The organism is uncultured Parvibaculum sp., assembly GCF_963975745.1.
GTDB lineage: Bacteria > Pseudomonadota > Alphaproteobacteria > Parvibaculales > Parvibaculaceae > Parvibaculum.
Genome location: NZ_CAXBIB010000002.1, coordinates 188316 through 210726 on the forward strand (window position 1 = coordinate 188316; position 22411 = coordinate 210726).

Sequence of the window (22411 nt, forward strand, 5' to 3'; positions counted from 1 at the left end):
GGCTCCTATTCGAAGGCGACATGCAGCGGCTTGAATCCCTGCACGTAAACGGTGAACGCGCTGCCTGCCGCCGCATTGCACATCGGGCCGAGAGCGCCGGAGAGAACGATGTCGCCGGCCTCGAGCGGCCGGCCGACCTCCGCCATCTTCTTCGCAAGCCACCGCGCGGCGTTCAGCGGGTTGCCGAGGCAGGCCGCCGCAACGCCGACCGATACCTGCCTGCCGTTGAGGCACATTTCCATGCCGCCCAGATGCAGGTCGATTTCCGACAATTTGCGCCGGTCGCTTCCGAGCACGAATTTCGCGCCCGATGCATTGTCCGCCACCGTATCCGCCAGCGTGATCCGCCAGTCGGCAATGGCGCTGTCGACGATTTCCACCGCCGCCACCGCATAGTCGATGGCCGCCGCGACCTCTTCGAGGCTCGGGTCCGGGCTCTCGAGAGGCTTGCCGAGAACGAAGGCGATCTCGGCTTCGACCTTGGGTTGCATCAGCTCCGACATGGCGACGGATGCCCTGCCGCTTACATCGTCGACATCAAACAACATGCCGTAATCGGGCTCGTTCACGCCGAGTTGCGCCTGCACGGCGGGCGATGTGAGCCCGATCTTCCTGCCCACGATACGCTCGCCCGCCGCGAGGCGCCTGCGCGTATTGATCTCCTGAACGGCGTAGGCCGAGGCAACGTCGAAACCGGAGGCGGTTTCGGTAACCGGCGGTATGGGGGTCCGGTTATGTCGTGCCTCGGCCAGGGCGGCCGCTATCGCCTTCAGATCATGCGGCATTGGCCGCTCCGAAGAAGTCCGCCGTCACGCGGTTGAATTCTTCCGCATGTTCCCATTGCGCCCAGTGTCCACACTGCGGCAGCACAAAGAGACGCGCCCTCGGAATCTGCTTGAGCAGCGGGAACGCCATGTCGATGGGCATCACCCTGTCCTCGCGTCCCCAGACGATCATCGTCTCGTGCTTCAGCGAGGCGAGGCGCGGATCGTTCCAGACCGGCTCCATCAGCGCCTTGGGATCGGGGCGCATGGGCGGCGTCTCGACGATATGCGGCTGCAAGGCCGTCTTCATCCGACCTTCAAGCAGCTCTTCCGTGATCTGAGAGGGGTCGTAGACGAAGTCCTTCACGAAGCCGCGCAAGCGCTCGATCGAGGGGCCCGGACCGTCGTAGAAAAACAGAAGCGTCTTGATCGCTTCGGTCGGAAACTGACTGAACATCGGAATGCTGCCGCCCGGGCCCATCAGCACCATGCGATCGACCTTCTCCGGCCGGTCCAGCGCCAGACGCAAGGTCACCATGCCGCCCAGCGAGTTGCCGACGAAATGTGCCTTGTCGATGCCGAGTTCATCGAGAAACTCGCCCATCTTGGTCGCATACCAGGCCGGCATGGCGCTGCCCTTCGGCTTGATGTCCGACTTGCCGAAGCCCGGCAGGTCGGGAACGATCACACGGAAGCTCCGCGCCAGCACCTCGATGTTGCGGTTGTAGTTCGACCAGCCGCTGGCGCCCGGTCCGCCGCCGTGAATGAGAACGAGCGCCGGGCCCGAGCCCGCTTCGTTGTAGTGAATCCTGACGCCCTTGACCGTGACGAACCGGCTGGTGCCTTCTTCCGTGATGCTCATGAAACTTTTCCCCGTTTGCTATTCTTCTAGACGCGCTTGTGGCCCCACATGCTGATGGCCTCGTGATGGGTCACGCGCCAGACATCGTCATGAACCTCGATACCGGCGGTGCCGACCTCGACCTCGAAGCCCGACGGCGTTGCGGCATAGAACGAGACCATCTGGTCGTTTGAATGCTTGCCCAGTGTCATGGTTTGCTTCACGCCGCATGCACCGATACGGTCCATCGCAAATCCGACATCGTCCAGCGTCGCCATTTCCACCATGAAGTGGTGCAGCCGCTTCGGCGCGGGCATCGGCGCCAAAGCCAGCGTGTGGTGACGCGGATTGCAGTGGTAGAATTCGAGCACCAGCGTGAAGTCGGGTGAAATCGCCATGCCGATCGTGTCGGAAAGCCGGAAGCCGAGGAGCCGCGTGTAGAAATCGCGGTTCTCGTCGATCTTCTCGGAAGCCAGAACGACATGGCCGGCGCCCTGGCCACCCGTCATGAAGCCGGACACACCCGCCGGAGAATGGAACGGCATATTGGTGAGCGCCGTCGCGCCGACATAGACCTCGACCTGAAGTCCGGCCGGATCGGTGAGGACGAGAAGGTCGCGCACACCGCGCTCCTTCTTCAGATTGTCGGATGCAGGCGCGCATGGGACGCCCGCCTTTTCAAGACGCTCGCGGAGGGCCTGCAATCCTTCCGGCGTTTCGACTTCGAGCCCGATGAATGAAATGTCGTCCGCCGCCCCCTTGTCGAGATGGATACGGAAGGCGCGATCGTCCATCCGGTAACGGGCCGCGGTACCGTTGCCGCTCCCCGGCATCAGACCCAGAAAGCCCGTCAGGTAATCATCCCATGCCTTGAGGTCGCTGACCTCGAAGCCGATATATCCCAGCGATGCCACGCTCATCGGTTTCTCTCCCTTATTTCCTGTATCTGGCGGCAAGGCCCGCGCCCGCAGCGACGACGCCGATGCCCCGGACGCCGATGCCCGTCTCGCAAATGAGAACGCCGCCGGTCGCCGGCGCGCTGTCCCGGCGCGAGGCGAAATAGACATAGGAGCCGGCGTACTCCTCCGGCGCCGGCACCCGGCCGAGCGGCACGACAGGGGCCGCGACCGCCGGCAGATCGACGCTGCTGATCGCCTTGTCGGCGAGGCCGAGCGCCGCCGGCCCGCGCAGGTCGGTATCGATGGGCCCGGGCGCAACGCCATTGACGCGGACGGTGGGGGCGAATTCGAAGGCGAGCTGGCGGATCATTCCGACGACCGCATGCTTGGACGCGGTGTAGAGCACACCGCCGCCCGCCGGATCGAAGCCGGCATTGGAAACCGTGTAGACGAGCGAGCCGCCGGAGCGGACAAGCGCGGGAAGCGCCGCCTTCGCAAGATGCAGGTAGCCCTTGACGTTGACGCCGAACAGTTCGTCGAAAGCGCCGTCGATCTGCTCTTCCGGCATGTCATCGAGCGTGACGCTGTAATCCCAGATGCCCGCATTGCCGATGGCGCAGTCGAGCTTGCCGAAACGCTCGACCGCCAGCGCCACGGCCGCCTTGTTGTCCGGCCCGGAGCGCACGTCGCCCGCATGGGTCGCGACGGCATCGCCATGGTTGCGCTTCACCTCCTCAAGCTTCTCCGCCGAGCGATCGAAGACGACCACGCGCGCGCCTTCCTCCACGAACCTGTCGACAATGGCGCGGCCGAGGCCCGATGCGCCTCCCGTCACAAGCGCGACTTCTCCTTCCAATCTTCCCATGAGCCTCCCCGCTCTCTGAAAGTAAAAACCCTGTGCTAGAGACGTTCATCGTTTCACGGAGACGATGAACGTCTCCAAGTCTTTGTTTTGTCGCGTTTCCGGACGGCCAACCGGCTTCCACTTGGCCTGGAAACGCTCTAGAACAAGGTGCTCATGTTGGTGGCGCGGATCAGCGTCTGGTCGAGATAAATTTCCCGTCCGCAGAGCTTGAGCGCGGCATCGACGCGGCGAAGCGTATCGACGCGCCGTCCGACCCACATGCTCTCCTCCGTATTGAGACGGCTGCGGTAGAGGATGAAGGCAACGTCGACTGTCGTCTCCGCGCCGTTCACGGCAGTGATACGGACATTGTCGACGATATGGCGCGTGCGGGATGGCGGGTCTTCGGACCAGGACGATCCGGACTCCATCTTGGCGACGCGCATCGCCAGCGCCTGCTTGTCATCGTCGTAAAAGGACATGTCGCCGCGCTTCGTGAATTCCCGGTCGATGTCGGACAGCGTCACCGTCCGCCGGATCGGCATCCAGTAGCTGCAATCCTCGGTCCAGAGATCGAGCCAGGCGCGATATTCGCGCCCGTCGAGCATCGCCGCCTCCGCATAGAGGAACTGCTCGATCTCGTATTGCAGCTCCATCCGCTGCTGGAGAGAAAGTGCGTCGAGACCGGATGTTTCGGCTTCCACCGCCCTTGCCTGCGACATCAGACCCTCCCCTTCGGAAAGGATGGATGGTTCGCCTTCAGTTCGGCCCAGCTGTCGGCCGTCAGCCAGTTCATCCAGTTGGTATAGAGCCAGCGCTGCGCGTGTTCACTGATGGTCGTTTCCACGCGGCTTGTGCCAGTGGCGTCTGTCAGCACCTCGTCCTGGCCGAGCCCCATCGCCATGTGGTGGCGATAGGTCCGCGCCTTGACACCGCGCGAGGCCCGTGTGCTCTGGCTCCAGTTCTCGCCGTCATCCTGCTCAAGCAGGCCGGCTGGGCCGAACAGATGCGTGATGAAGGCGACCTGTTTCTTCTTCATCTCCTCCGGCATCGCCTTCGGAAGGACCGTGAACCACCAGATCTCCGTTTCAAAGGGACCCCGTGGCAGTCGCAACGAAAGCTGTGTGCCGCCAGTCGAGACCCAGAGGTTTGGGAAGATGTTGGGATGCCCCATACAGCGAACACCCGTAGGTCCGAGCATGTCTTTCGCAAAACTCATCCGAAGCGGCTGCGGGAGCCTGTTCGGATCCTCGGTCATTTTCGCGACGGTAACAGCGAACCTTTCCTCATCGCTCATGGCGTCGATTTCCGCCTGCCGCTCCGGGGGAATGACCGGACCGCTGATTGCGTGCCCATACTCTCCAAACATCACCATCTGGTTGTTCGGATGCAGGATCGCGGCAATGTCCAGGATTCCTGAATTGCCGGCCGAGGCATGGCTGTATTGCACGTGATACCAGTCGAAGAGATTGTCGACGGCAATCTTCCAGTTGCAGTCGATGACGTTCTTCTGGACGCCGTCCACGACCTCGACGGGGCCGTTCGCCACGAGAAGGCCGAGGCCGATGCGGCCGACCTCGCCCAGATAATCGGGGAGCGGCGGCGTATCGGGATCGAGCGTCGCGAAATAGAAGCCGTGCAGATGATCCACCTGCGCCGCCTTGGCGAGGCCCCATTGCGACTTGTCGAAGTCCTTGCGGTAATAGGCCGTCATGCCGGGAACGCCGATCAGGTCGCCGTTCAGGTCGTAGTTCCAGCCGTGATAGGAGCAGACAAAGGACTTGGCATTGCCCTGCTCGGCGCGGCAGAGCGCATTGCCGCGATGCCGGCATGTGTTGAGCAGGACCTGCACCTCGCCCTGCTTGTCGCGGACGACGATGACCTGATCCTCACCGATATAATTGATGAAGTAGTCGCCGGGATTGGGTATCTGGCTTTCGTGGCACATGAAGTTCCAGGCACGCGCATAGATGTTGCGCATCTCCAGATCGTAGATTTCCCGGTCGGCGAAAACCCGGCGATCGAGCGTTCCCTCGGCCGGATCGAAACAGGAACGGATTTCAGATTTGCTCGGGGCGCCCCCCGGCTCTTGAACCAAGTCCATGGCTTTCCTCCTCCTTCCGCCACTTCCGCAGATCCGCGTGCGGCGGTTTTATTGAGGAAAGGATGAGGCCTGCCGCCTCGAAACACATAACCACGACGTCCGGAAAAATTGATAATTCGTCCGGAAATGCAGCGGGCAGCCAGATCAGACCGGGATGCGAGACTCATTTCGCCTGTGAGGCCAGCGCGGCCAAACGGCGCAGTTCGCGCTCGCGGCGCCAAGTGTCGAAACTGAAGATCGCCAGACCCACCCAGATCAGCGCAAAGGTCAGCAGCTGGGCCAGCGACAGCGGCTCGCCATAGAGCAGCACCGCGAAGAGGAACTGCGTCGTCGGCGCCAGATACTGCATCAGGCCCAGCGTGGCGAGGCGGATGCGCTGGGCGCCGAAGGTGAAGAGCAGCAGCGGCACCGCGGTCATCGGACCTGTCAGCACAAGGAAGATCAGGGTCGACCAGCCGTCATTGCCGAAGCTGGTGCCGCCATGGCCGGACAGCCACCCGAGATAGAGAAGCGCGAGAGGCATCAGCAACGCGACCTCGACCAGCAGGCCTTCCAGCGGATCGGCCTTCGTGATCTTGCGCAGATAGCCATAGGCCGCGAAGCTGGCGGCCAGGAAGAGCGAGATCCAGGGCAGCATGCCCAGCACCAGCGTGAAGTTCAGCACACCGATGAAGGCCAGCGCGACGGCGAAGATCTGTGCCCGCGACAGGCGCTCGCCCAGCACGGCGACGCCGATCAGCACGCTGACCAGCGGGTTGATGTAATAGCCGAGGCTGGTTTCGACGATGCGCGCCTCGTTGATCGCATAGATGAAGACGAACCAGTTGGAGCCGATCAGCAGCGAGGTGCCCAACAGCGTCAGCATGGCGCGGCGGTTGCGCAGCAGCGCCATCAGCTGCGCGCGACGGCGCAGGACCAGGATCACGAAAAGGACCAGCACAACACTCCAGATCGAGCGATGCGCCAGCACCTCGAAGGGCGGCACGTCCATCAACTGCTTGTAGAAGACGACCGAGACGCCCCAGAGCAGATAGCCGGCGGCGGCCGCCGACGCGCCGAGCGCGGCTTCGCTGACAGGCAGGGGCGGCGCGGCGGGTTTTTCCTGCATGGCGCAGGTTCCTGTTTCGGTCGGTTGACGCGGCGGGCCTGAGCTATAGACCTGTTCGAGCGGGTTGGGGAGATGCGATTTCGCGGGCAAGGATTCCGTTGCGGCGAAGGCGCGAAGGGCTTGAATTTGGAGACGCGAAGAAGAAAAGCAAGAAGGACTCACGCAGAGGCGCAGAGACGCAGAGGTGCTGCAATGTGGCGCAAACGCCCCGGGCCTCCAGATGCGCTGTATTCCTTCTTGCCGGGCTTCGCCCGGCTAAGAATTCCCGGCGACAGGAACTCCTGTCACCGTATTTCAGCTTTCTCAATACCGTCATTGCGAGGAGCGATAGCGACGAAGCAATCCAGAATGCGGCAAACTCGGTGCTCGCGGCTTCTGGATTGCTTCGCTGCGCTCGCAATGACGATCCAGTTTTACGCGCCGGCTTTCGCCTTTGCCGACGGCTTCTTCTTCGCCGGGGCGCCGTCGCGCAGGAGTTTCCAGGTGATCGAGTCGCTGAGCGCCTGGAAGGAGGCATCGACGATGTTGGGGGAGACGCCGACGGTGAACCAGCGGTTGCCCTTGCCATCCATGCTTTCGATCATCACGCGGGTGACGGCTTCGGTGCCGCTCGTCAGGATACGGACCTTGAAGTCGACGAGGCGCAGATCCTCGATGAAGGGCGAGTATTTGCCGAGGTCCTTGCGGAGCGCCTGATCGAGCGCGTTGACGGGGCCGACGCCCTCGCCGACCGAGATGAATTTCTCGCCGTCGACAACGACCTTCACGGTTGCTTCCGAGACCGTGACCAGATCGCCCAAGGCGTTGTAGCGGCGCTCGACCAGCACGCGGAACGACTCGACGTCGAAATATTCCGGCACCTCGCCGAGGATGCGGCGCGCCAGAAGCTCGAAGGAGGCTTCGGCGCCGTCATAGGAATAGCCGAGGAACTCGCGCTCCTTCACTTCGTCGAGCAGGCGGGCGATGCGGCGGTCGGCCGGATCGGCGGCGATGCCGGCCTCTTCGAGGCGGGCCAGGATGTTCGATTTTCCGGCCTGATCGGAGACCGCGATCTTGCGCTTGTTGCCGACCGTTTCCGGCGGCACATGCTCGTAGGTCTTCGGGTCCTTCATGATCGCCGAGACATGGATGCCGGCTTTCGAGGCGAAGGCGCTTTCGCCGACATAGGGCGCATAGCGGTCGGGCGCGCGGTTGAGGATTTCGTCGAGCGTGCGCGAGACGTGGACGAGGCTTTTCAACCGCTCCAGCGTGACGCCGATCTCGAAACGATCCGCATAATGAGGTTTCAAGAGCAGGGTCGGGATCAGCGAGACCATGTTGGCGTTGCCGCAGCGCTCTCCGAGGCCGTTCAGCGTGCCCTGCACCTGACGGACGCCGGCGCGGATGGCGGCCAGCGAGTTCGCGACCGCGTTTTCGGTGTCGTTGTGGGCGTGGATGCCGAGGCGGTCGCCGGGGATGCCGGCGGCGATCACCTCGGTCACGATGCGCTTGACCTCGTCGGGCAGCGCGCCGCCATTGGTGTCGCAAAGCACGGCCCAGCGCGCGCCGGCATCGAGCGCGGTCCGCACGCAAGACAGCGCATAGGCCGGATTGGCCTTGTAGCCGTCGAAGAAATGCTCGCAATCGATCATCGGCTCGCGGCCCTTCGCGGCCACGGCGCGCACACTTTCGTCGATGCTTTCGAGGTTTTCGTCGTTGGTGATGCCGAGCGCGACCGAGACGTGGAAGTCCCAGCTTTTCGCGACCAGACAGACGGCGGCGGTGTCGGCCTCGAGCACGGCGGCAAGGCCCGGATCGTTCGACGCGCTGCGGCCGGCGCGCTTGGTCATGCCGAAGGCGGTGAACTTGGCATGGGAAAGCTTCGGCGGATCGCCGAAGAAGGCCGTGTCGGTGGGGTTGGCGCCCGGATAGCCGCCTTCGATGTAGTCGAGGCCGAGCTCATCCAGCAGAGTGGCGATCAGGCGCTTGTCCTCGACGCTGAAATCGACGCCGGTCGTCTGCGCGCCGTCGCGCAGCGTCGTGTCGAAGAGGTAGAGGCGGGCTTTGCTGGACTTGCTCATGGTTCGGTTCCGCATCGTGGTGGGCGCAAGGGCGCCGAAATCGGGCGACATCCGCCACCGACCGGTCCGTTTTCCACAATGTCTGCAGGCGTGTTTGTACGGCGGCGGCGGATCAAAATCAGCCGCTAATAATCAGACCCTGGATGATCGGGAGCGCCGGGTTCATGCCGGTATCCTCGCTGGGTGCCGTTACAAAAATCCTAACGGGATCAATCCGTTAGACCACGCAGACGGGTTTCGGCCCGCCGGCGCCCGATCAGAGGTAGCAGGTTTTTCAGCTCCGGTCCATGCGGGCGGCCGGTCAGCGCCAGGCGCAGCGGCATGAAGAGGGCCTTGCCCTTCGCCCCGGTCGCGGCCTTGACGGCCCCGGTCCAGAGGCCCCAGGTCGCCTCGTCCCAGGGCTCGGGCGGCAGCGCGGCGGCGGCGGCGGCGGCAAAGCCGGCATCCTCGATCACCGGCTCGACCGGACCGCGGACCACGCGGGCCCAGCCGGCGACCTCGGCGAAGAGGGCCAGATTGGGCCGGACCGCGGCCCAGAAATCCGGTCCGAGATCGCAGCCCAGCGCGGCCAGTCGCGGTTGCGCCGCCTCATAGGGGGTCAGATGCAGGATCGCCGCGTTGACGCGGGCGAGATCGGCCGGGTCGAAGCGGATATCGGCACGGCCGAGGCGCGCGATGTCGAAGGTTTCGGCCAGCGCCGCCAGCGCCAGCACCGGTTCGACCGGATCGGGCGTGCCGAGACGGGCCAGCAGCGCGTTGAGCGCCATCGGCTCGTAGCCCGCCTCGCGCAAGGCCTGCAGCGAGAAGCTCGCCGCATCGTCACGCTTGGAGAGCGGCCGGCCCTCCGGTCCGTTCAGCAGCGAGTAATGCGCATAGACGGGCGGCGTTGCGCCCAGGGCGCGGATCAGCTGGATCTGGACGCCGGTATTGGTGATGTGGTCGGAACCGCGGATCACATGGCTGATGCCGAAATCGATATCGTCGACGACGCTCGGCAGCGTGTAGAGGAAGCGGCCGTCCTCGCGGATCAGCACCGGGTCCGACAGCGAGGCGCCATCGACCTCGACATGGCCCTGGATCAGGTCGTCAAAGGCGGTGTGGACCTGTTCGAGGCGGAAGCGCCAATGGGGCTTGCGGCCTTCGGCTTCGAGCTTCGCGCGATCCTCATCGCTCAGCGCCAGCGCGGCGCGGTCATAGACCGGCGGCAGGCCGCGCGCCATCTGGCGCTTGCGCTTGCGGTCGAGCTCCATCGCGGATTCGTAGCAGGGATAGAGAAGGCCGGCCTGCTTCAACTGCGTGGCGGCGGCCTCGTAGCGCGCCAGGCGTTCGGACTGGCGGGCGAAGATGTCGTGGGAAAGGCCGAGCCAGGCCATGTCCGCCTCGATGCCAGCGGCGAATTCCGGCGTCGAGCGCTCGTCGTCGGTGTCGTCCATGCGCAGCATGAAGCGGCCGCCCGATTTCTTCGCGAAGAGCCAGTTGAAAAGCGCGGCGCGGGCATTGCCGACATGGAGACGGCCGGTCGGCGACGGCGCGAAGCGGACGACAATGTTTTCGGGGGAGGCGGTCATCTGCGTACCCGAGGGGTTGCAAGATATCTAGTCCCGACTCTTACCTCCCCCTCGCGGGGAGGTCGAATGGCATCGCCATTCGGGTGGGGCGCGCGGAGGCAAAGAAGGTTGCACAGCATATGCGGGAGCGCACTTCCCCCCACCCGGGAAATCCGCGTACCGCGAATTTCCCGACCTCCCCTCAAGGGGGAGGTTAAAGAACCGGCGCGCGCCGCATTCCCGCTCACAGGTCCTGGTCCCGGAAGCCGTTGACGATCGGGTAGCGGCGGTCGCGGCCGAAATTGCGGGTGGTGACCTTGACGCCCGGCGCGGCCTGGCGGCGCTTGTATTCGGAGATGTAGAGCAGATGCTCGATGCGCTTGACGACGGCGCGGTCGTGGCCGCGGGCGACGATGTCGCGCACGCTCATCTCCTCCTCGATCAGGCAGTGGAGGATGTCGTCGAGCACGTCGTAGGGCGGCAGCGAATCCTCGTCCTTCTGGTCGGGCCGCAATTCGGCCGATGGCGGGCGCGTGATGATGCGTTCGGGGATCACCCTGCCCTTCGGGCCGAGACAGGCTTTCGGCATATGTTCGTTGCGCCAGCGCGCCATGCGGAAGACGCGCGACTTGTAGAGGTCCTTGATCGGATTGAAGCCGCCATTCATGTCGCCATAGATGGTGGCGTAGCCGGCCGAGACTTCCGACTTGTTGCCGGTGGTCAGCAGCATGGCGCCGAACTTGTTGGAGATCGCCATCAGGATGACGCCGCGGGTGCGCGACTGGAGGTTTTCCTCGGTCGTGTCGGACTGCGTGCCTTCGAAGAGGTTTTCGAGCGCCGAGGTGAAGCCGGCGACCGGAGCCTCGATCGGGACCGTGTCGTAGCGCACGCCAAGCAGCTTCGCGCAGGCCTCGGCGTCGGTCAGGCTTTCGGCGGAGGTGTAGCGATAGGGCAGCATCACGCAGTGGACGTTGCCGGCGCCCAGTGCATCGACCGCGATGGCGGCGACCAGCGCGCTGTCGATGCCGCCCGAAAGGCCGAGCACCACGCCCGGAAAGCGGTTCTTCTTCACATAGTCGCGCAGGCCCTGGACGACAGCCAGATAGAGCGCCTCGTCGCCCTCCTCGACCACGGCTTTTTCGCCTTCGGCGCAGACCCAGCCCTTGTCCGTGCGCGTCCAGTCGGTGACGGCGATCTTCTCTTCCCAGGCCGGCAATTGCACGGCCAGCGAGAAATCGGCATTGAGAACGAAGCTGGCACCGTCGAAGACCAGTTCGTCCTGGCCGCCGAGCTGGTTGACATAGGCCAGCGGCAAGCCGCTTTCGCGGATGCGCGACAGGCAGAGCTGCAGGCGGGCGTCGAACTTGTTGAAGTCGTAGGGCGAACCGTTGGGCACCAGCAGCAGCTCGGCGCCCGATTCCTCCAGACATTCGACAACATCCGGATACCAGATGTCCTCGCAGACCGGCACGCCGATGCGGACGCCGCGGATGTCGAAGGGGCCCGGCATGTGGCTGGCAGGGGCGAAGACGCGCGGCTCGTCGAAGACCGAATAATTCGGCAGATGGACCTTGTAGCGGTGGCCGCGGATCTCGCCCCTGTCGAGATAGAGGACCGCATTGTGCAGGCGACCCTCTTCGAGCCAGGGGGTGCCGATCAGCACGGCCGGGCCGCCATCGGCGGTCTGGCGGGCAAGTTCGGCGGCGGCGGCCATGGCGGCGCGCTGGAAGGCCGGCTTCAGCACCAGGTCTTCGGGCGGGTAGCCGGTGAGAAACAGTTCGGAAAAGACGATCAGGTCGGCGCCGGCAAGCTCGGCCTCGCGGCGGGCCGAAACGGCCCTTTCGACATTGCCCGCGATATCGCCGACGACGGGGTTCAACTGGGCCAGCGCGATGCGGAGCTTGTCGGTCATGGGACGGTGGAATCCGGAGCTTCTGAGGGATATACGGGGCCGGGCCCGGTGTTTCTAGCGGTTGAGGGACGCACTCACAATAGTATGCCGATCAGCGGCGTTTCGGGATGCGCGGCGGCCGCACCAAGGCTAGGCTCGCCGCAACCGCCAGATTCCAAGGGAGATTCCGCCATGACCGTCAATCGCCAGATCCTGCTGACCGAGAATCCCAGCGGCAAGCTTGCGACCAGCCATTTCCGGCTGCATGAGGGCGAGATGCCGGTGCCAAAGGATGGCGAGGTGCTGGTCAGGACGCGGCTGATCTCGCTCGATGCGGCCAACCGGGCGTGGATGCAGGGCGCGACCTACCGGGCGGCGGTCGAGGCCGGGACGGTGATGGCAGGCGGATCGGTGTCGGAGGTGATCGAATCGAAGGCGCCGGGGCTGGCACCCGGCGACCTCGTGTTCGGCGACACCGGCTGGCAGGAATATGCGGCGCTGAAGGCGAAGACCGTCAACAAGCTGCCCAAACTCGAACCGCTGTCGCATCTCCTCAGCGTCTATGGCATTGCCGGGCTCACCGCCTATTTCGGACTGCTCGATATCGGCCAGCCGAAGGCCGGCGAAACGGTGGTGGTGTCGGCGGCGGCCGGCTCGGTCGGTTCGATCGTCGGACAGATTGCCAAGATCAAGGGCTGCAGCGTCATCGGCATCGCCGGCGGTGCCGCCAAATGCAAGCTGCTGACCGACGAACTGGGCTTCGATCACGCGATCGACTACAAGGCGGCACCCGTGGGCAAGGCGCTCCGGGCGGCCGCACCCAAGGGTATCGACGTCTATTTCGACAATACCGGCGGCGACATTCTGGAAGCGTGCCTGTTCGGCATGAACAATTTCGGCCGCATCGCCTGTTGCGGGGCGGTGTCGCAATATGACGGAGCGGCGCCGGCGCATGGGCCACGCGGCGTGCCGGGGCTGATCGTCGTCAAGCGACTGACAATGCGCGGCTTCATCGTGATGGACTACCAGGACCGGCACGAAAAGGCGCTCGAGGAACTGCAGGGCTGGGTCGCTTCGGGTCAGATCAAGGTCAAGGAAGACATCCTGCAGGGGCTCGAAAACACGCCGCAGGCGCTGGTCGGGTTGCTGGCCGGCGACAATGTCGGCAAGCGGATGGTGCGGCTCGACTGAAAATGGCGGATTTCCGCGACGGAACCACGTGCCGCCCGCGTTGAGTATCCCGTACAGGCACTTCAGGAACCGGACCGGCAATGGGATATGACAGCGGCGAGGCGGCAGGACCGGCGGCCTGGATCCGGGCGGTGCCGGAACGGTTCAGCCAGGGCTGGCGCCGCCTGGCCCCGGGCTGGCGGCGCGGCCTCGTTGCGGCAGCGGCGCTCGCGGTACTGTGGCTCGGATATTCCGTCCTCAGCGGCGGCGAAAACGAGAGCTATCGCACGCAGACCGTGACGCGGGGCGATATCGAACAGACCGTGTCGGCGCTCGGCGCGCTGCAACCCAAGAACGACGTCAATGTCGGCGCGCAGGTTTCGGGCCAGCTCAAGGAGGTGCTTGTCGAGATCGGCGACACGGTGACGGCCGGACAGTTGCTGGCCGAGATCGATGCCAAGATCTACGAGACCGAAGTGCAGGCCGCGCGGGCGCGGCTTGCCGATCTCGAATCGCAGCTGGCCGGACGCCAGGCCGAGCTGGTGCTGGCCGAGCGGCAATATGCGCGGAACCGCGATCTGGCCCGGATCGACGCGGTCAGCCGCAACGAGCTGGAGACCAGCGAAACGCAGGTCAAGATGCTGCGGGCCGCGATCGGTTCGATCACGGCGCAGATCGAACAACAGCGCTCGACCGTCGAAGGCGGCGAGACCAATCTCGGCTATACGCGCATCTATGCACCGATGGACGGCACGGTGGTGGCGCAGCCGGCGGTCAAGGGACAGACGCTCAACGCGACGCAGACCGCGCCGACCATCCTGCAGATCGCCGATCTCAGCACGATGACCGTGCGGGCGCAGGTGGCCGAGGCCGATATCGGCAAGCTCAAGGTGGGGATGCCGGTCTATTTCACCACGCTCGGCCATCCCGACCGGCGCCGCGAGTCGACGATCCGGCAGATCCTGCCGACGCCGGAAGTGCTCAATGACGTCGTGCTCTACAATGTGCTGATCGATATCGACAATGCCGACCGGCTGCTGATGAGCGAGATGACGGCGCAGGTGTTCTTCCTGCTCGGGCAAGCGCGCGATGTGCCGCTGGTGCCGGTGGCGGCGCTGCGGCCGACGCGAGAGGGCGACCATGTTCACGAAGTGACGGTGCTGACGGCCAGGGGGCCCGAACTGCGGCGCGTCGAGACCGGGATCGCCAGCCGGGTGGCGGCCGAAGTCGTGTCGGGTCTTGAAGCGGGCGACGAGGTGATCCTCGGCGCCGGCGCGATCGAGGCCGCGCCGCGCGACGGGTCGCGGCGCTTCGGCGGGCCGTTCCTGTGAGCGGGCCGGCTCGCGCGCCGCTGATCGCGCTGCGCGACGTCTCGCGCGTCTACCGCACCGGCGATACGGAAGTGCGGGCGCTTGACGGCGTATCGCTGACGATCCGGGCCGGCGAGTTCGTCGCCATCATGGGGCAATCGGGTTCCGGCAAGTCGACCCTGATGAACATTCTGGGTTGTCTCGACCGGCCGAGCGGCGGGCGCTATCTGGTCCATGGCGCCGATGTGGCGACGTTGTCGGGCGATGCGCTGGCGGCGCTGCGGCGCGATACATTCGGCTTCGTGTTCCAGCGCTACAATCTTCTGGCGACGATGACGGCCAGTGAGAATGTCGAGCTGCCGGCGGTCTATGCCGGCAAGACGCGGGCGGCGCGCGCGGCACGGGCGCAGGGGCTGATCGCGCGTCTCGGCCTTGCCGATCGCGCCGATCATCGGCCCAACGAACTTTCCGGCGGACAGCAGCAGCGCGTCTCGATCGCGCGGGCGCTGATGAACGACGCGCAGGTGATCCTGGCCGACGAGCCGACCGGCGCGCTGGACAGCCAGAGCGGCGCCGAGGTGCTGGCGCTGCTGGCCGAACTCAATGCCGAGGGCCGCACCGTCATCCTGATCACGCATGATCCGAGCGTCGCCGCGCATGCCGACCGGCTGATCCGGCTGGCCGACGGCAAGGTCGTCGAGGACAGCGCCGGCAGCACGGCAGCCACGCGGCGCAACGCGGATGAGAGCGCGGTGCCGGCCCAGCCGGCGATCTTCGGCGCCGATGTCAGCGAGGCGGTCAAGATGGCGTTCCGTTCGCTGCGGATGAACTTGTTCCGGACCGCGCTGACGCTGCTGGGCGTCGTGATCGGCGTCGGCGCCGTTGTGGTGATGCTGGCGATCGGCGACGGCAGCAAGGCCAATGTGATGTCGCAGATCCAGTCGATGGGGACCAATCTGCTGATCGTGCGCGCGGGCGGGCCGGGCGTGCGTACGGCGGAAGTGACGACGCTGACCGTCGACGATGTCCATGCCATTCTCGAATTGCCCAACATCATCGCCGCCGCGCCGGAGCGCAGTACCGCCGCGACGATGCGCTTCGGCAATCGCGATCACCGCACGCAGATCCAGGGGACCTGGCCGCAATTCCTGCTGGTCAACGACTGGGACCTCGCCGCCGGCGGCTTTTTCAACCAGGCCGACGTCAACGGCTACGCGCCGGTGATCGTGCTGGGGCAGACAGTCGCGCAGACGATGTTTCCCGACGACACCGATCCGATCGGTCAGTATGTGCTGGTGCAGAGCGTGCCATTCGAGGTGGTTGGCGTGCTGCGGCCCAAAGGTGCAGCCATGTTCGGACGCGACCAGGACGATGTGGCGCTGGTGCCGATGACGACCGGCACGATGCGGCTGTTCGGCCAGCATCATGTCAGCTCGATCAGCGTCAAGGTGGCGGATGCAACCGATATCGACGCGACGCAGGCGGCGATCGAGGAATTGCTAATGGCCCGGCACGGCGCCGAAGACTTTCGCGTGCGCAACACCGCCTCGCTGCTCGAAATGGCCGATGCGACCTATACGACACTGACGATCCTGCTCGGCTCGGTGGCGGCGATTTCGCTGCTGGTCGGCGGCATCGGCGTAATGAACATCATGCTGGTCAGCGTGACCGAGCGCACGCGCGAGATCGGTATCCGCATGGCGACCGGGGCGCGCAAGCGCGACATCCTGCTGCAGTTCAATACCGAGGCGCTGGTCGTGTGCGGGATCGGCGGCGCCAGCGGCATTCTGCTGGGGCTGGGGCTTGCGGGCCTGGCGCAATGGGCGGGGATGAATGTCGCCTATTCGGCCGGGCCGCCCCTGCTGGCTTTCAGCTGCGCCTTTCTGACCGGATTGCTGTTCGGCTATCTGCCGGCGCGCAAGGCGGCGCATCTCGATCCCGTGGCCGCGCTGGCAACCGAGTGAGGCCTGCGATGAATTCCATTCCCTTTCGTTCCGCCCTGTCCGCTCTCGCGCTGGCGATGCTCGCCGGCTGCAGCCTGGTGCCCGAGCATGTGCGACCTGCCGTCGAAACGCCGGCCGCATGGCAGATGGCGGATGCGGCAAATGCGCAGGCGGCGAGCGCCGAATGGTGGAAGAAGTTCGGCGATCCCGAACTCGATGCATTGATGACGGCGGCGCTCGGTGCCAATTTCGACATCGTCGCGGCGCTGGCGCGGATCGAGCAGTCGCGAGGCGCCTTGCGGGCGGCCGGGGCACCGCTGCTGCCGGCCGTTTCGGGCAGCAGCAGCGCGGCCAGCCGCGCCAGCGATTTCGGGCCGTCGCGCGAAGAGGCCAGCCTGGGACTGTCGGCCAGCTATGCGCTCGACCTCTGGGGCCGCTACCGGGCACAACAACGATCGGCACGCGCCGCGCTTGACGCGACCCTGTTCGATAGCGAGGCGACGCTGCTGCTGGTGCAGTCGCAGGTGGCAACGACCTATTTTGCCGCGCTCAATGCCCGGGACCGGCTGACCATCGCCGCCGAGTCGCTGACGGCCGCGCGCGAGACCTATCGTGTCGCCGAGGCGCGCTACCGCGCCGGCAGCACATCGGCACTCGACATCGCGCAGCAGCGCAACAATATCGCCGCCATCGAGGCCGGCATCCCGCCGCTCGAGCGCGAACTTGCCGCCAACCGCCACGCACTGGCGATCCTGCTGGGCCGGGCACCGCAGGGCTTCACGATCGCCGGCGGCGGCACCGGACATCTCACGCTGCCCGAGATCGCGACCGGGCAACCGGCCGCCCTGCTCGAAAGGCGGCCCGACATCCGCCGCGCCGAGGCGCAGCTCGTGGCCGCCAATGCCGATATCGGCGCCGCACGTGCCGCCTTCTTTCCCAGTCTCGACATATCGGCCTCGGCCACACGCAGCTTCGCCACCGGCCTGCCGGCCGAGACCGCCTCGTCGCTGGCCGCCTCACTGCTGGCGCCGATCTTCTCGGGCGGGTCGCTCGAAGGGAGCCTGCAATCGGCGCGGGGCCGACAGGCCGAACTCGCCGCCGCCTATCAGAAGACGGTGCTGACTTCCTTCGCCGAAGTCGAGGATGCGTTGATCGGTGCTGACAGCCATGCGCGGCGCGAGGCATTTCTGACGGAAGCAGCCTCCGAAGCACGGCGGGCCTATGATCTGTCGCAAGCGCGCTACCGGGCCGGCGCCAGCGACCTGCTTTCGGTGCTCGACGCGCAGCGCAACTGGCTGGCGGCGCGCGACAGTGCCGCACAGGCACGCCTCGCCCGTCTCAGCTCCGCCGTCGACCTCTTCGTGGCGCTGGGCGGCGGCTGGGCGAGCTGAAGCACCCCGCCCTCGCCCTCCACCTCGACTTCCGTTCCGTCCATTTGCTCACAACCTGTTGTTCACAAGCAGGACAGGCATTGCTTTCACCGCAGCGGAAAGGCCGCTAGGCTGCCTCCAACTCAAAACCCGCTGGAGGATCCCCCATGCAAAACCTGATCTCGAAGGAAATCCGTCTCAAGGCGCGTCCGGTCGGCACGCCGAAGGAGAGCGATTTCGAACTGGCCAGTGCCGAAGCCCGGCAGCCCGGCGACGGCGAGGTTCTCGTTCGCAACATCTGGATGTCGGTCGATCCCTATATGCGCGGCCGCATGATGGACCGCGAAAGCTATGTGCCGCCGTTCCAGATCGGTAAGCCGCTGGAAGGCGGCGCGATCGGCCAGGTGGTGGCGTCGAACAGCGACAAGCTGAAGGTCGGTACCTATGTCAATCACATGCTGGGCTGGCGCGAATATGCGACAGCGCCGGCAGCCGGCTTCACGCCGGTCGATCCCGCGCTCGGCCCTATCGAGGCCTTTCTCGGCACGCTCGGCATGCCGGGCATGACGGCGTGGGCCGGCCTCTTCAAGGTCGCCGAACTCAAGGACGGCGAGACGGTTTTCGTGTCGGCGGCGTCGGGCGCCGTCGGTTCGGTCGTCTGCCAGCTTGCCAAGGCGCATGGCTGCTATGTGGTCGGCTCGGCCGGCTCGGACGAGAAGTGCAAGTGGCTCGAAGAGGTGGCCGGCATCGACAAGGCGATCAACTACAAGACCTGCGGCGACCTGACCAAGGCCGTCAAGGACGCTTTCCCTAAGGGCATCGACGTCTATTTCGAGAATGTGGGCGGCAAGCATCTCGAAGCCGCCATCGAATCCATGCGGCCGAACGGGCGCCTCGCCATGTGCGGCATGATCGAGCAGTACAACGACACCGAGCCGCGCCCCGGCCCGACCAATCTGATCCAGATCGTCGGCAAGAGCCTGAGGCTGCAGGGATTCATCGTCTCGAACTATTTCCAGCACATCGGCGAGTTCTTCGCCGAAATGGGTCCGCTGATCAAAGGCGGCAAGATGAAGTGGGAGGAGACGGTGGAGGACGGCATCGAGAACGCGCCGAAGGCCTTTCTCAAACTCTTTTCCGGCGGCAATTTCGGCAAGATGCTGGTCAAGATCGGGCCGGACAAGGCGGTGTAAGGCCACGCCCCGCTCCTCAAGACGTGATGGCCCGGCTTGTCCGGGCCATCCACGTCTTTAAACTCCACCAAGAAAAGAAAGACGTGGATGACCCGCATAAAGCGGGTCATGACGTTCGAGGGGAGGACCAGGGATCATGTCGACAAGGGCACAACGCTGGGTGCTGGCTTCGCGGCCTGAAGGCAAACCGAGAGCGGAGAATTTCCGGCTCGAGACGGTCACGCTGCCCGATATCGGCGAGCATGAACTCCTGATCCGGACCGAATATCACTCGGTCGATCCCGGCATGCGCGGGCGGCTTTCGGGCGACAGCTATACGGCGGCACTGCCGGTGGGCGAGACCATCGACAGTGCGATGGTCGGCGTGGTCGAGGCCTCCAACAACGAAAAGTTCGCTGTGGGCGACCGGGTGACCGGCGGCTTCGGCTGGGTCACACATGCCATTTCCAACGGGCGCGGCGTCCAGAAGCTCGACCCGGCGCTCTATCACGGCAAGCTTCGACCGACGGCGGCCATCGGCGTTCTGGGCATTCCGGGCCTGACCTCCTATTTCGGGCTGCTCGACCTCGGCCGGCCGAAAGAAGGCGATACGGTGCTGATTTCATCGGCTGCGGGGCCCGTCGGCGCGACGGCCGGGCAGATCGCGAAGATGAAGGGCGCGCACGTCGTCGGCATCGCAGGGTCCCAGGAGAAGTGCGACTATGTCAAAGGGCTCGGCTTCGACGACTGCTTTTCCTATCGCGGTGCCGATCTCAGGACGGCGATCTCGGCGGCCTGCCCCGACGGGGTCGATATCTATTTCGACAATGTCGGCGGCGAGATGCTCGATGCGGCGATCCTCAACATGAAGGAGCATGGCCGCATCGTCGTTTCGGGCCAGGTCAGCGAATACAACCGTGCCGAAAACGAGCTCCGCGGCATCCGCAACGTGACGCGATTCATCACGCATCGGCTCAGGATGGAGGGGCTGGTCGTGTTCGATTATTTCAAGCAGTTCCGCGAGGCACAGGCCGAGATGGCCGGGTGGATTCACGCAGGCAAGCTCGTCTATACCGAGGATATTTCGGAAGGGATCGAAGGCTCAGCGGCGGCCTTCATCGGATTGTTCGAAGGTGAGAATCTCGGGCGACGGCTGATCAAGGTCAGCTAGAACTCGTAACGCAGACCGAGCGTCAGGAAGTTCGAGGCATCGGTGACGCCGTTGAAGGCGCCAAACATGCCCGAACGGTGCTGCAGCCGAGCGACCAGGGCGGTTTCAGGATAGGCCGGCAGGGCAAAACTCGCCTGCAAATTGAACTGGTTCAGCAGACGCGAACGGCTGCCGTCGGGCTGGCGTTCGAGTTGCGGAAACTCGGTCGTGTAGGACGGACCCATGCCGACTGCCATCGTCGTCAGCAGATAGCGGTTCCAGGGAAAGTCGTGCCAGCGCGCATAGGCTGCCGTGCCGACCTCGTGATAGATCTCGCGACCGTAGTGATAGGCATACATCAGTTCGGCCTCGAAGCTCAGCGACCGACCGTACCAGCCTAGCAGACGCGATGCTGTCAGCCCCAGAACATGATCGGTCGAGCCTTCGACGTCGAAGAAATTCTCGATCACATTGCTGAAATTGTTTTCGGTGCCTTCGCCCATGAAGATGGTGACGGCGTAGAGCCTGTCATCCGGAACGGGCGCGCGCCAGTTGCTTTCGCCGGCGCCCGCATGCGTCGCCGGGGCGGCGAGCAGAAAACCTGCCGCAGCGACAGCACAGCGATGTTTCCAGACGTTCATCGGGCTCACCGGCACTCTCCTCGTGACCGCTCCAAGCCCCCCGCTTCCTTTTAACGTCTTTGCGCGCAAAGAAAAAGGCCCGGATCGACCGGGCCTTTTCCTGTTCGTCTGTGGACGGCTCTTACCAGGCACCGAGCGCCAGCGGCTGCTCGCGGCGCGCTTCCATGCGTTCCTTCTTGAGACCTTCTGCAATCAGAAAGGCCAGTTCCAGCGACTGGCTGGCATTGAGACGCGGATCGCAATGCGTGTGGTACCGATCGCCAAGCTCGGTTTCCGAAATCGCCTGCGCGCCACCGATGCATTCGGTGACGTTCTGGCCGGTCATCTCGAAATGGACGCCGCCCGCATGCGTGCCTTCGGCACGATGCACGGCCATGAATGCCTGTACCTCGGCGAGAATGCGGTCGACCGGACGCGTCTTGTAGCCCGACGAGGCCTTGATCGTGTTTCCATGCATCGGATCGCAGGACCAGACGACCTTCCGGCCTTCGCGCTCGATGGCGCGAATGAGCTGCGGCAGATGCTTTTCGACATTCTCGGCACCGAAGCGACAGATCAGTGTCAGACGTCCCGCCTCGTTCTTCGGATTGAGAATTTCGGTCAGACGCACAAGCTCTTCCGGATCAAGCGTGGCGCCGCATTTCATGCCGATCGGGTTCTTCACGCCGCGCAGGAACTCGACATGGGCGTGATCAGGCTGGCGCGTACGGTCACCGATCCAGAGCATGTGGGCCGAGGTGTCGTACCACTCGCCGGTCGTCGAGTCGACGCGGGTCATCGCCTGCTCGTAGCCGAGCAGCAGAGCTTCGTGGCTGGTGTAGAACTCGGTGGTGTGCAATTGCGGTTGGGTTTCGCTGTCGATGCCGCAGGCGCGCATGAAATCGAGCGCTTCGGTAATGCGGTTCGCCAGTTCCTCGTAGCGCGCGCCTTCCGAACTGTCGGCGACGAAACCGAGGTTCCAGCGGTGCACGAAATCGAGATCGGCATAGCCGCCCTGCGCAAAAGCACGGATCAGGTTCAGCGTCGAGGCCGATTGCGAATAGGCGCGCAACAGGCGCTCGGGATCGGGCACACGGGCCTTCTCGTCAAACTCGATGCCGTTGATGTTGTCGCCGAGATAGGAGGGCAGCGTCACGCCATCGATGGTTTCGGTGGGCGAGGAGCGCGGCTTGGCGAACTGACCGGCGATGCGGCCGACCTTCACGACCGGCGAGGAGGCGGCAAAGGTCAGCACCACAGCCATCTGCAGCAGCACACGGAAGGTGTCGCGGATATTGTCGGCGGAGAATTCGGCGAAGCTCTCGGCGCAATCGCCCCCCTGAAGCAGGAACGCACGGCCCTCGCAGACCTCGGCCAGATCCGCCTTCAGCTTGCGGGCCTCACCTGCAAAAACCAGTGGCGGATAGGTGCGCAGGCGCTCCTCCACGGCGGCCAAGGCCGCTGCGTCCGGGTAGTTCGGGAGGTGCTTGGCGGGCTTGGCGCGCCAGCTCTCCGGTTTCCAGGTCTCCGCCATCTTCTTGTCTCCAAAGAACAAAAGAGCGCGCCGCGCGGGGCTTCGGGCCCGATTGCCCCACTCCGCTGCCACGCACTCCTCATA

The 22411-nt window shown here is 64.8% G+C and carries 18 protein-coding genes; 6 read left to right on the top strand and 12 right to left on the bottom strand.

What is annotated here, in order from left to right:
• Nucleotides 1-5 precede the first annotated feature (5 nt).
• From AAC071_RS02485 to AAC071_RS02530, 10 genes are all read right to left on the bottom strand, one after another.
• Nucleotides 6-785 (bottom strand): fumarylacetoacetate hydrolase family protein, encoded by a 780-nt coding sequence (locus tag AAC071_RS02485; protein WP_339829627.1) that lies wholly within the window; start codon nt 783-785, stop codon nt 6-8.
• On the bottom strand, nt 775-1626 hold the full coding sequence (locus tag AAC071_RS02490; RefSeq protein WP_339829630.1) for an alpha/beta fold hydrolase: 852 nt from the start codon (nt 1624-1626) through the stop codon (nt 775-777). Before AAC071_RS02490 ends, AAC071_RS02485 begins: the two co-directional genes overlap by 11 nt.
• A gap of 26 nt (nt 1627-1652) precedes the next feature.
• A complete protein-coding gene (locus AAC071_RS02495) occupies nt 1653-2525 on the bottom strand; it encodes a VOC family protein (RefSeq protein WP_339829633.1) in 873 nt (290 codons plus the stop codon).
• A 13-nt stretch (nt 2526-2538) separates the two neighbouring features.
• Nucleotides 2539-3369, bottom strand: coding sequence for a 3-(cis-5,6-dihydroxycyclohexa-1,3-dien-1-yl)propanoate dehydrogenase (gene hcaB / locus AAC071_RS02500; protein WP_339829636.1), 831 nt, complete (start codon nt 3367-3369; stop codon nt 2539-2541).
• A 137-nt stretch (nt 3370-3506) separates the two neighbouring features.
• Nucleotides 3507-4070 (bottom strand): 3-phenylpropionate/cinnamic acid dioxygenase subunit beta, encoded by a 564-nt coding sequence (locus AAC071_RS02505; RefSeq protein ID WP_333668315.1) that lies wholly within the window; start codon nt 4068-4070, stop codon nt 3507-3509.
• Complete coding sequence (locus AAC071_RS02510) at nt 4070-5452, bottom strand: Rieske 2Fe-2S domain-containing protein (protein WP_339829645.1); 1383 nt, start codon at nt 5450-5452, stop codon at nt 4070-4072. The genes AAC071_RS02505 and AAC071_RS02510 overlap by 1 nt, the downstream gene beginning before the upstream one ends.
• A gap of 163 nt (nt 5453-5615) precedes the next feature.
• Nucleotides 5616-6560, bottom strand: coding sequence for an EamA family transporter RarD (rarD, locus tag AAC071_RS02515; protein ID WP_339829648.1), 945 nt, complete (start codon nt 6558-6560; stop codon nt 5616-5618).
• Nucleotides 6561-6973: 413 nt separating this feature from the next.
• Nucleotides 6974-8620 (bottom strand): citramalate synthase, encoded by a 1647-nt coding sequence (cimA, locus tag AAC071_RS02520; RefSeq protein ID WP_339829651.1) that lies wholly within the window; start codon nt 8618-8620, stop codon nt 6974-6976.
• Nucleotides 8621-8829: 209 nt separating this feature from the next.
• Nucleotides 8830-10188: a glutamate--tRNA ligase gene (gene gltX / locus AAC071_RS02525; protein WP_339829654.1), complete on the bottom strand. Its 1359-nt coding sequence runs from the start codon at nt 10186-10188 to the stop codon at nt 8830-8832.
• 223 nt (nt 10189-10411) lie between these two features.
• Entirely contained in the window at nt 10412-12079 is a 1668-nt protein-coding gene (locus AAC071_RS02530) for an NAD+ synthase (protein ID WP_339829657.1), read from the bottom strand.
• A gap of 171 nt (nt 12080-12250) precedes the next feature.
• Between AAC071_RS02530 and AAC071_RS02535 the strand changes: the two genes are divergently transcribed.
• The 6 genes from AAC071_RS02535 (at nt 12251) to AAC071_RS02560 (ending at nt 20194) form a co-directional block, all read left to right on the top strand.
• A complete protein-coding gene (locus tag AAC071_RS02535; RefSeq protein ID WP_339829660.1) occupies nt 12251-13249 on the top strand; it encodes an NADP-dependent oxidoreductase in 999 nt (332 codons plus the stop codon).
• A gap of 80 nt (nt 13250-13329) precedes the next feature.
• Entirely contained in the window at nt 13330-14559 is a 1230-nt protein-coding gene (locus AAC071_RS02540; protein WP_339829663.1) for an efflux RND transporter periplasmic adaptor subunit, read from the top strand.
• Nucleotides 14556-16502 (top strand): MacB family efflux pump subunit, encoded by a 1947-nt coding sequence (locus AAC071_RS02545; RefSeq protein ID WP_339829666.1) that lies wholly within the window; start codon nt 14556-14558, stop codon nt 16500-16502. Before AAC071_RS02540 ends, AAC071_RS02545 begins: the two co-directional genes overlap by 4 nt.
• Nucleotides 16503-16510: 8 nt before the next feature.
• On the top strand, nt 16511-17872 hold the full coding sequence (locus AAC071_RS02550) for an efflux transporter outer membrane subunit (protein WP_339829669.1): 1362 nt from the start codon (nt 16511-16513) through the stop codon (nt 17870-17872).
• A gap of 146 nt (nt 17873-18018) precedes the next feature.
• On the top strand, nt 18019-19044 hold the full coding sequence (locus AAC071_RS02555; protein ID WP_339829672.1) for an NADP-dependent oxidoreductase: 1026 nt from the start codon (nt 18019-18021) through the stop codon (nt 19042-19044).
• A 136-nt stretch (nt 19045-19180) separates the two neighbouring features.
• Entirely contained in the window at nt 19181-20194 is a 1014-nt protein-coding gene (locus AAC071_RS02560; RefSeq protein ID WP_339829675.1) for an NADP-dependent oxidoreductase, read from the top strand.
• Here AAC071_RS02560 and AAC071_RS02565 read toward each other — a convergent pair.
• Nucleotides 20191-20823 (bottom strand): hypothetical protein, encoded by a 633-nt coding sequence (locus AAC071_RS02565; protein WP_339829678.1) that lies wholly within the window; start codon nt 20821-20823, stop codon nt 20191-20193. The genes AAC071_RS02560 and AAC071_RS02565 overlap by 4 nt on opposite strands.
• Before the next feature lie 112 nt (nt 20824-20935).
• Nucleotides 20936-22327, bottom strand: a complete 1392-nt coding sequence (locus AAC071_RS02570) for a 3-deoxy-7-phosphoheptulonate synthase class II (RefSeq protein WP_339829681.1) — start codon at nt 22325-22327, stop codon at nt 20936-20938.
• Nucleotides 22328-22411 lie beyond the last annotated feature (84 nt).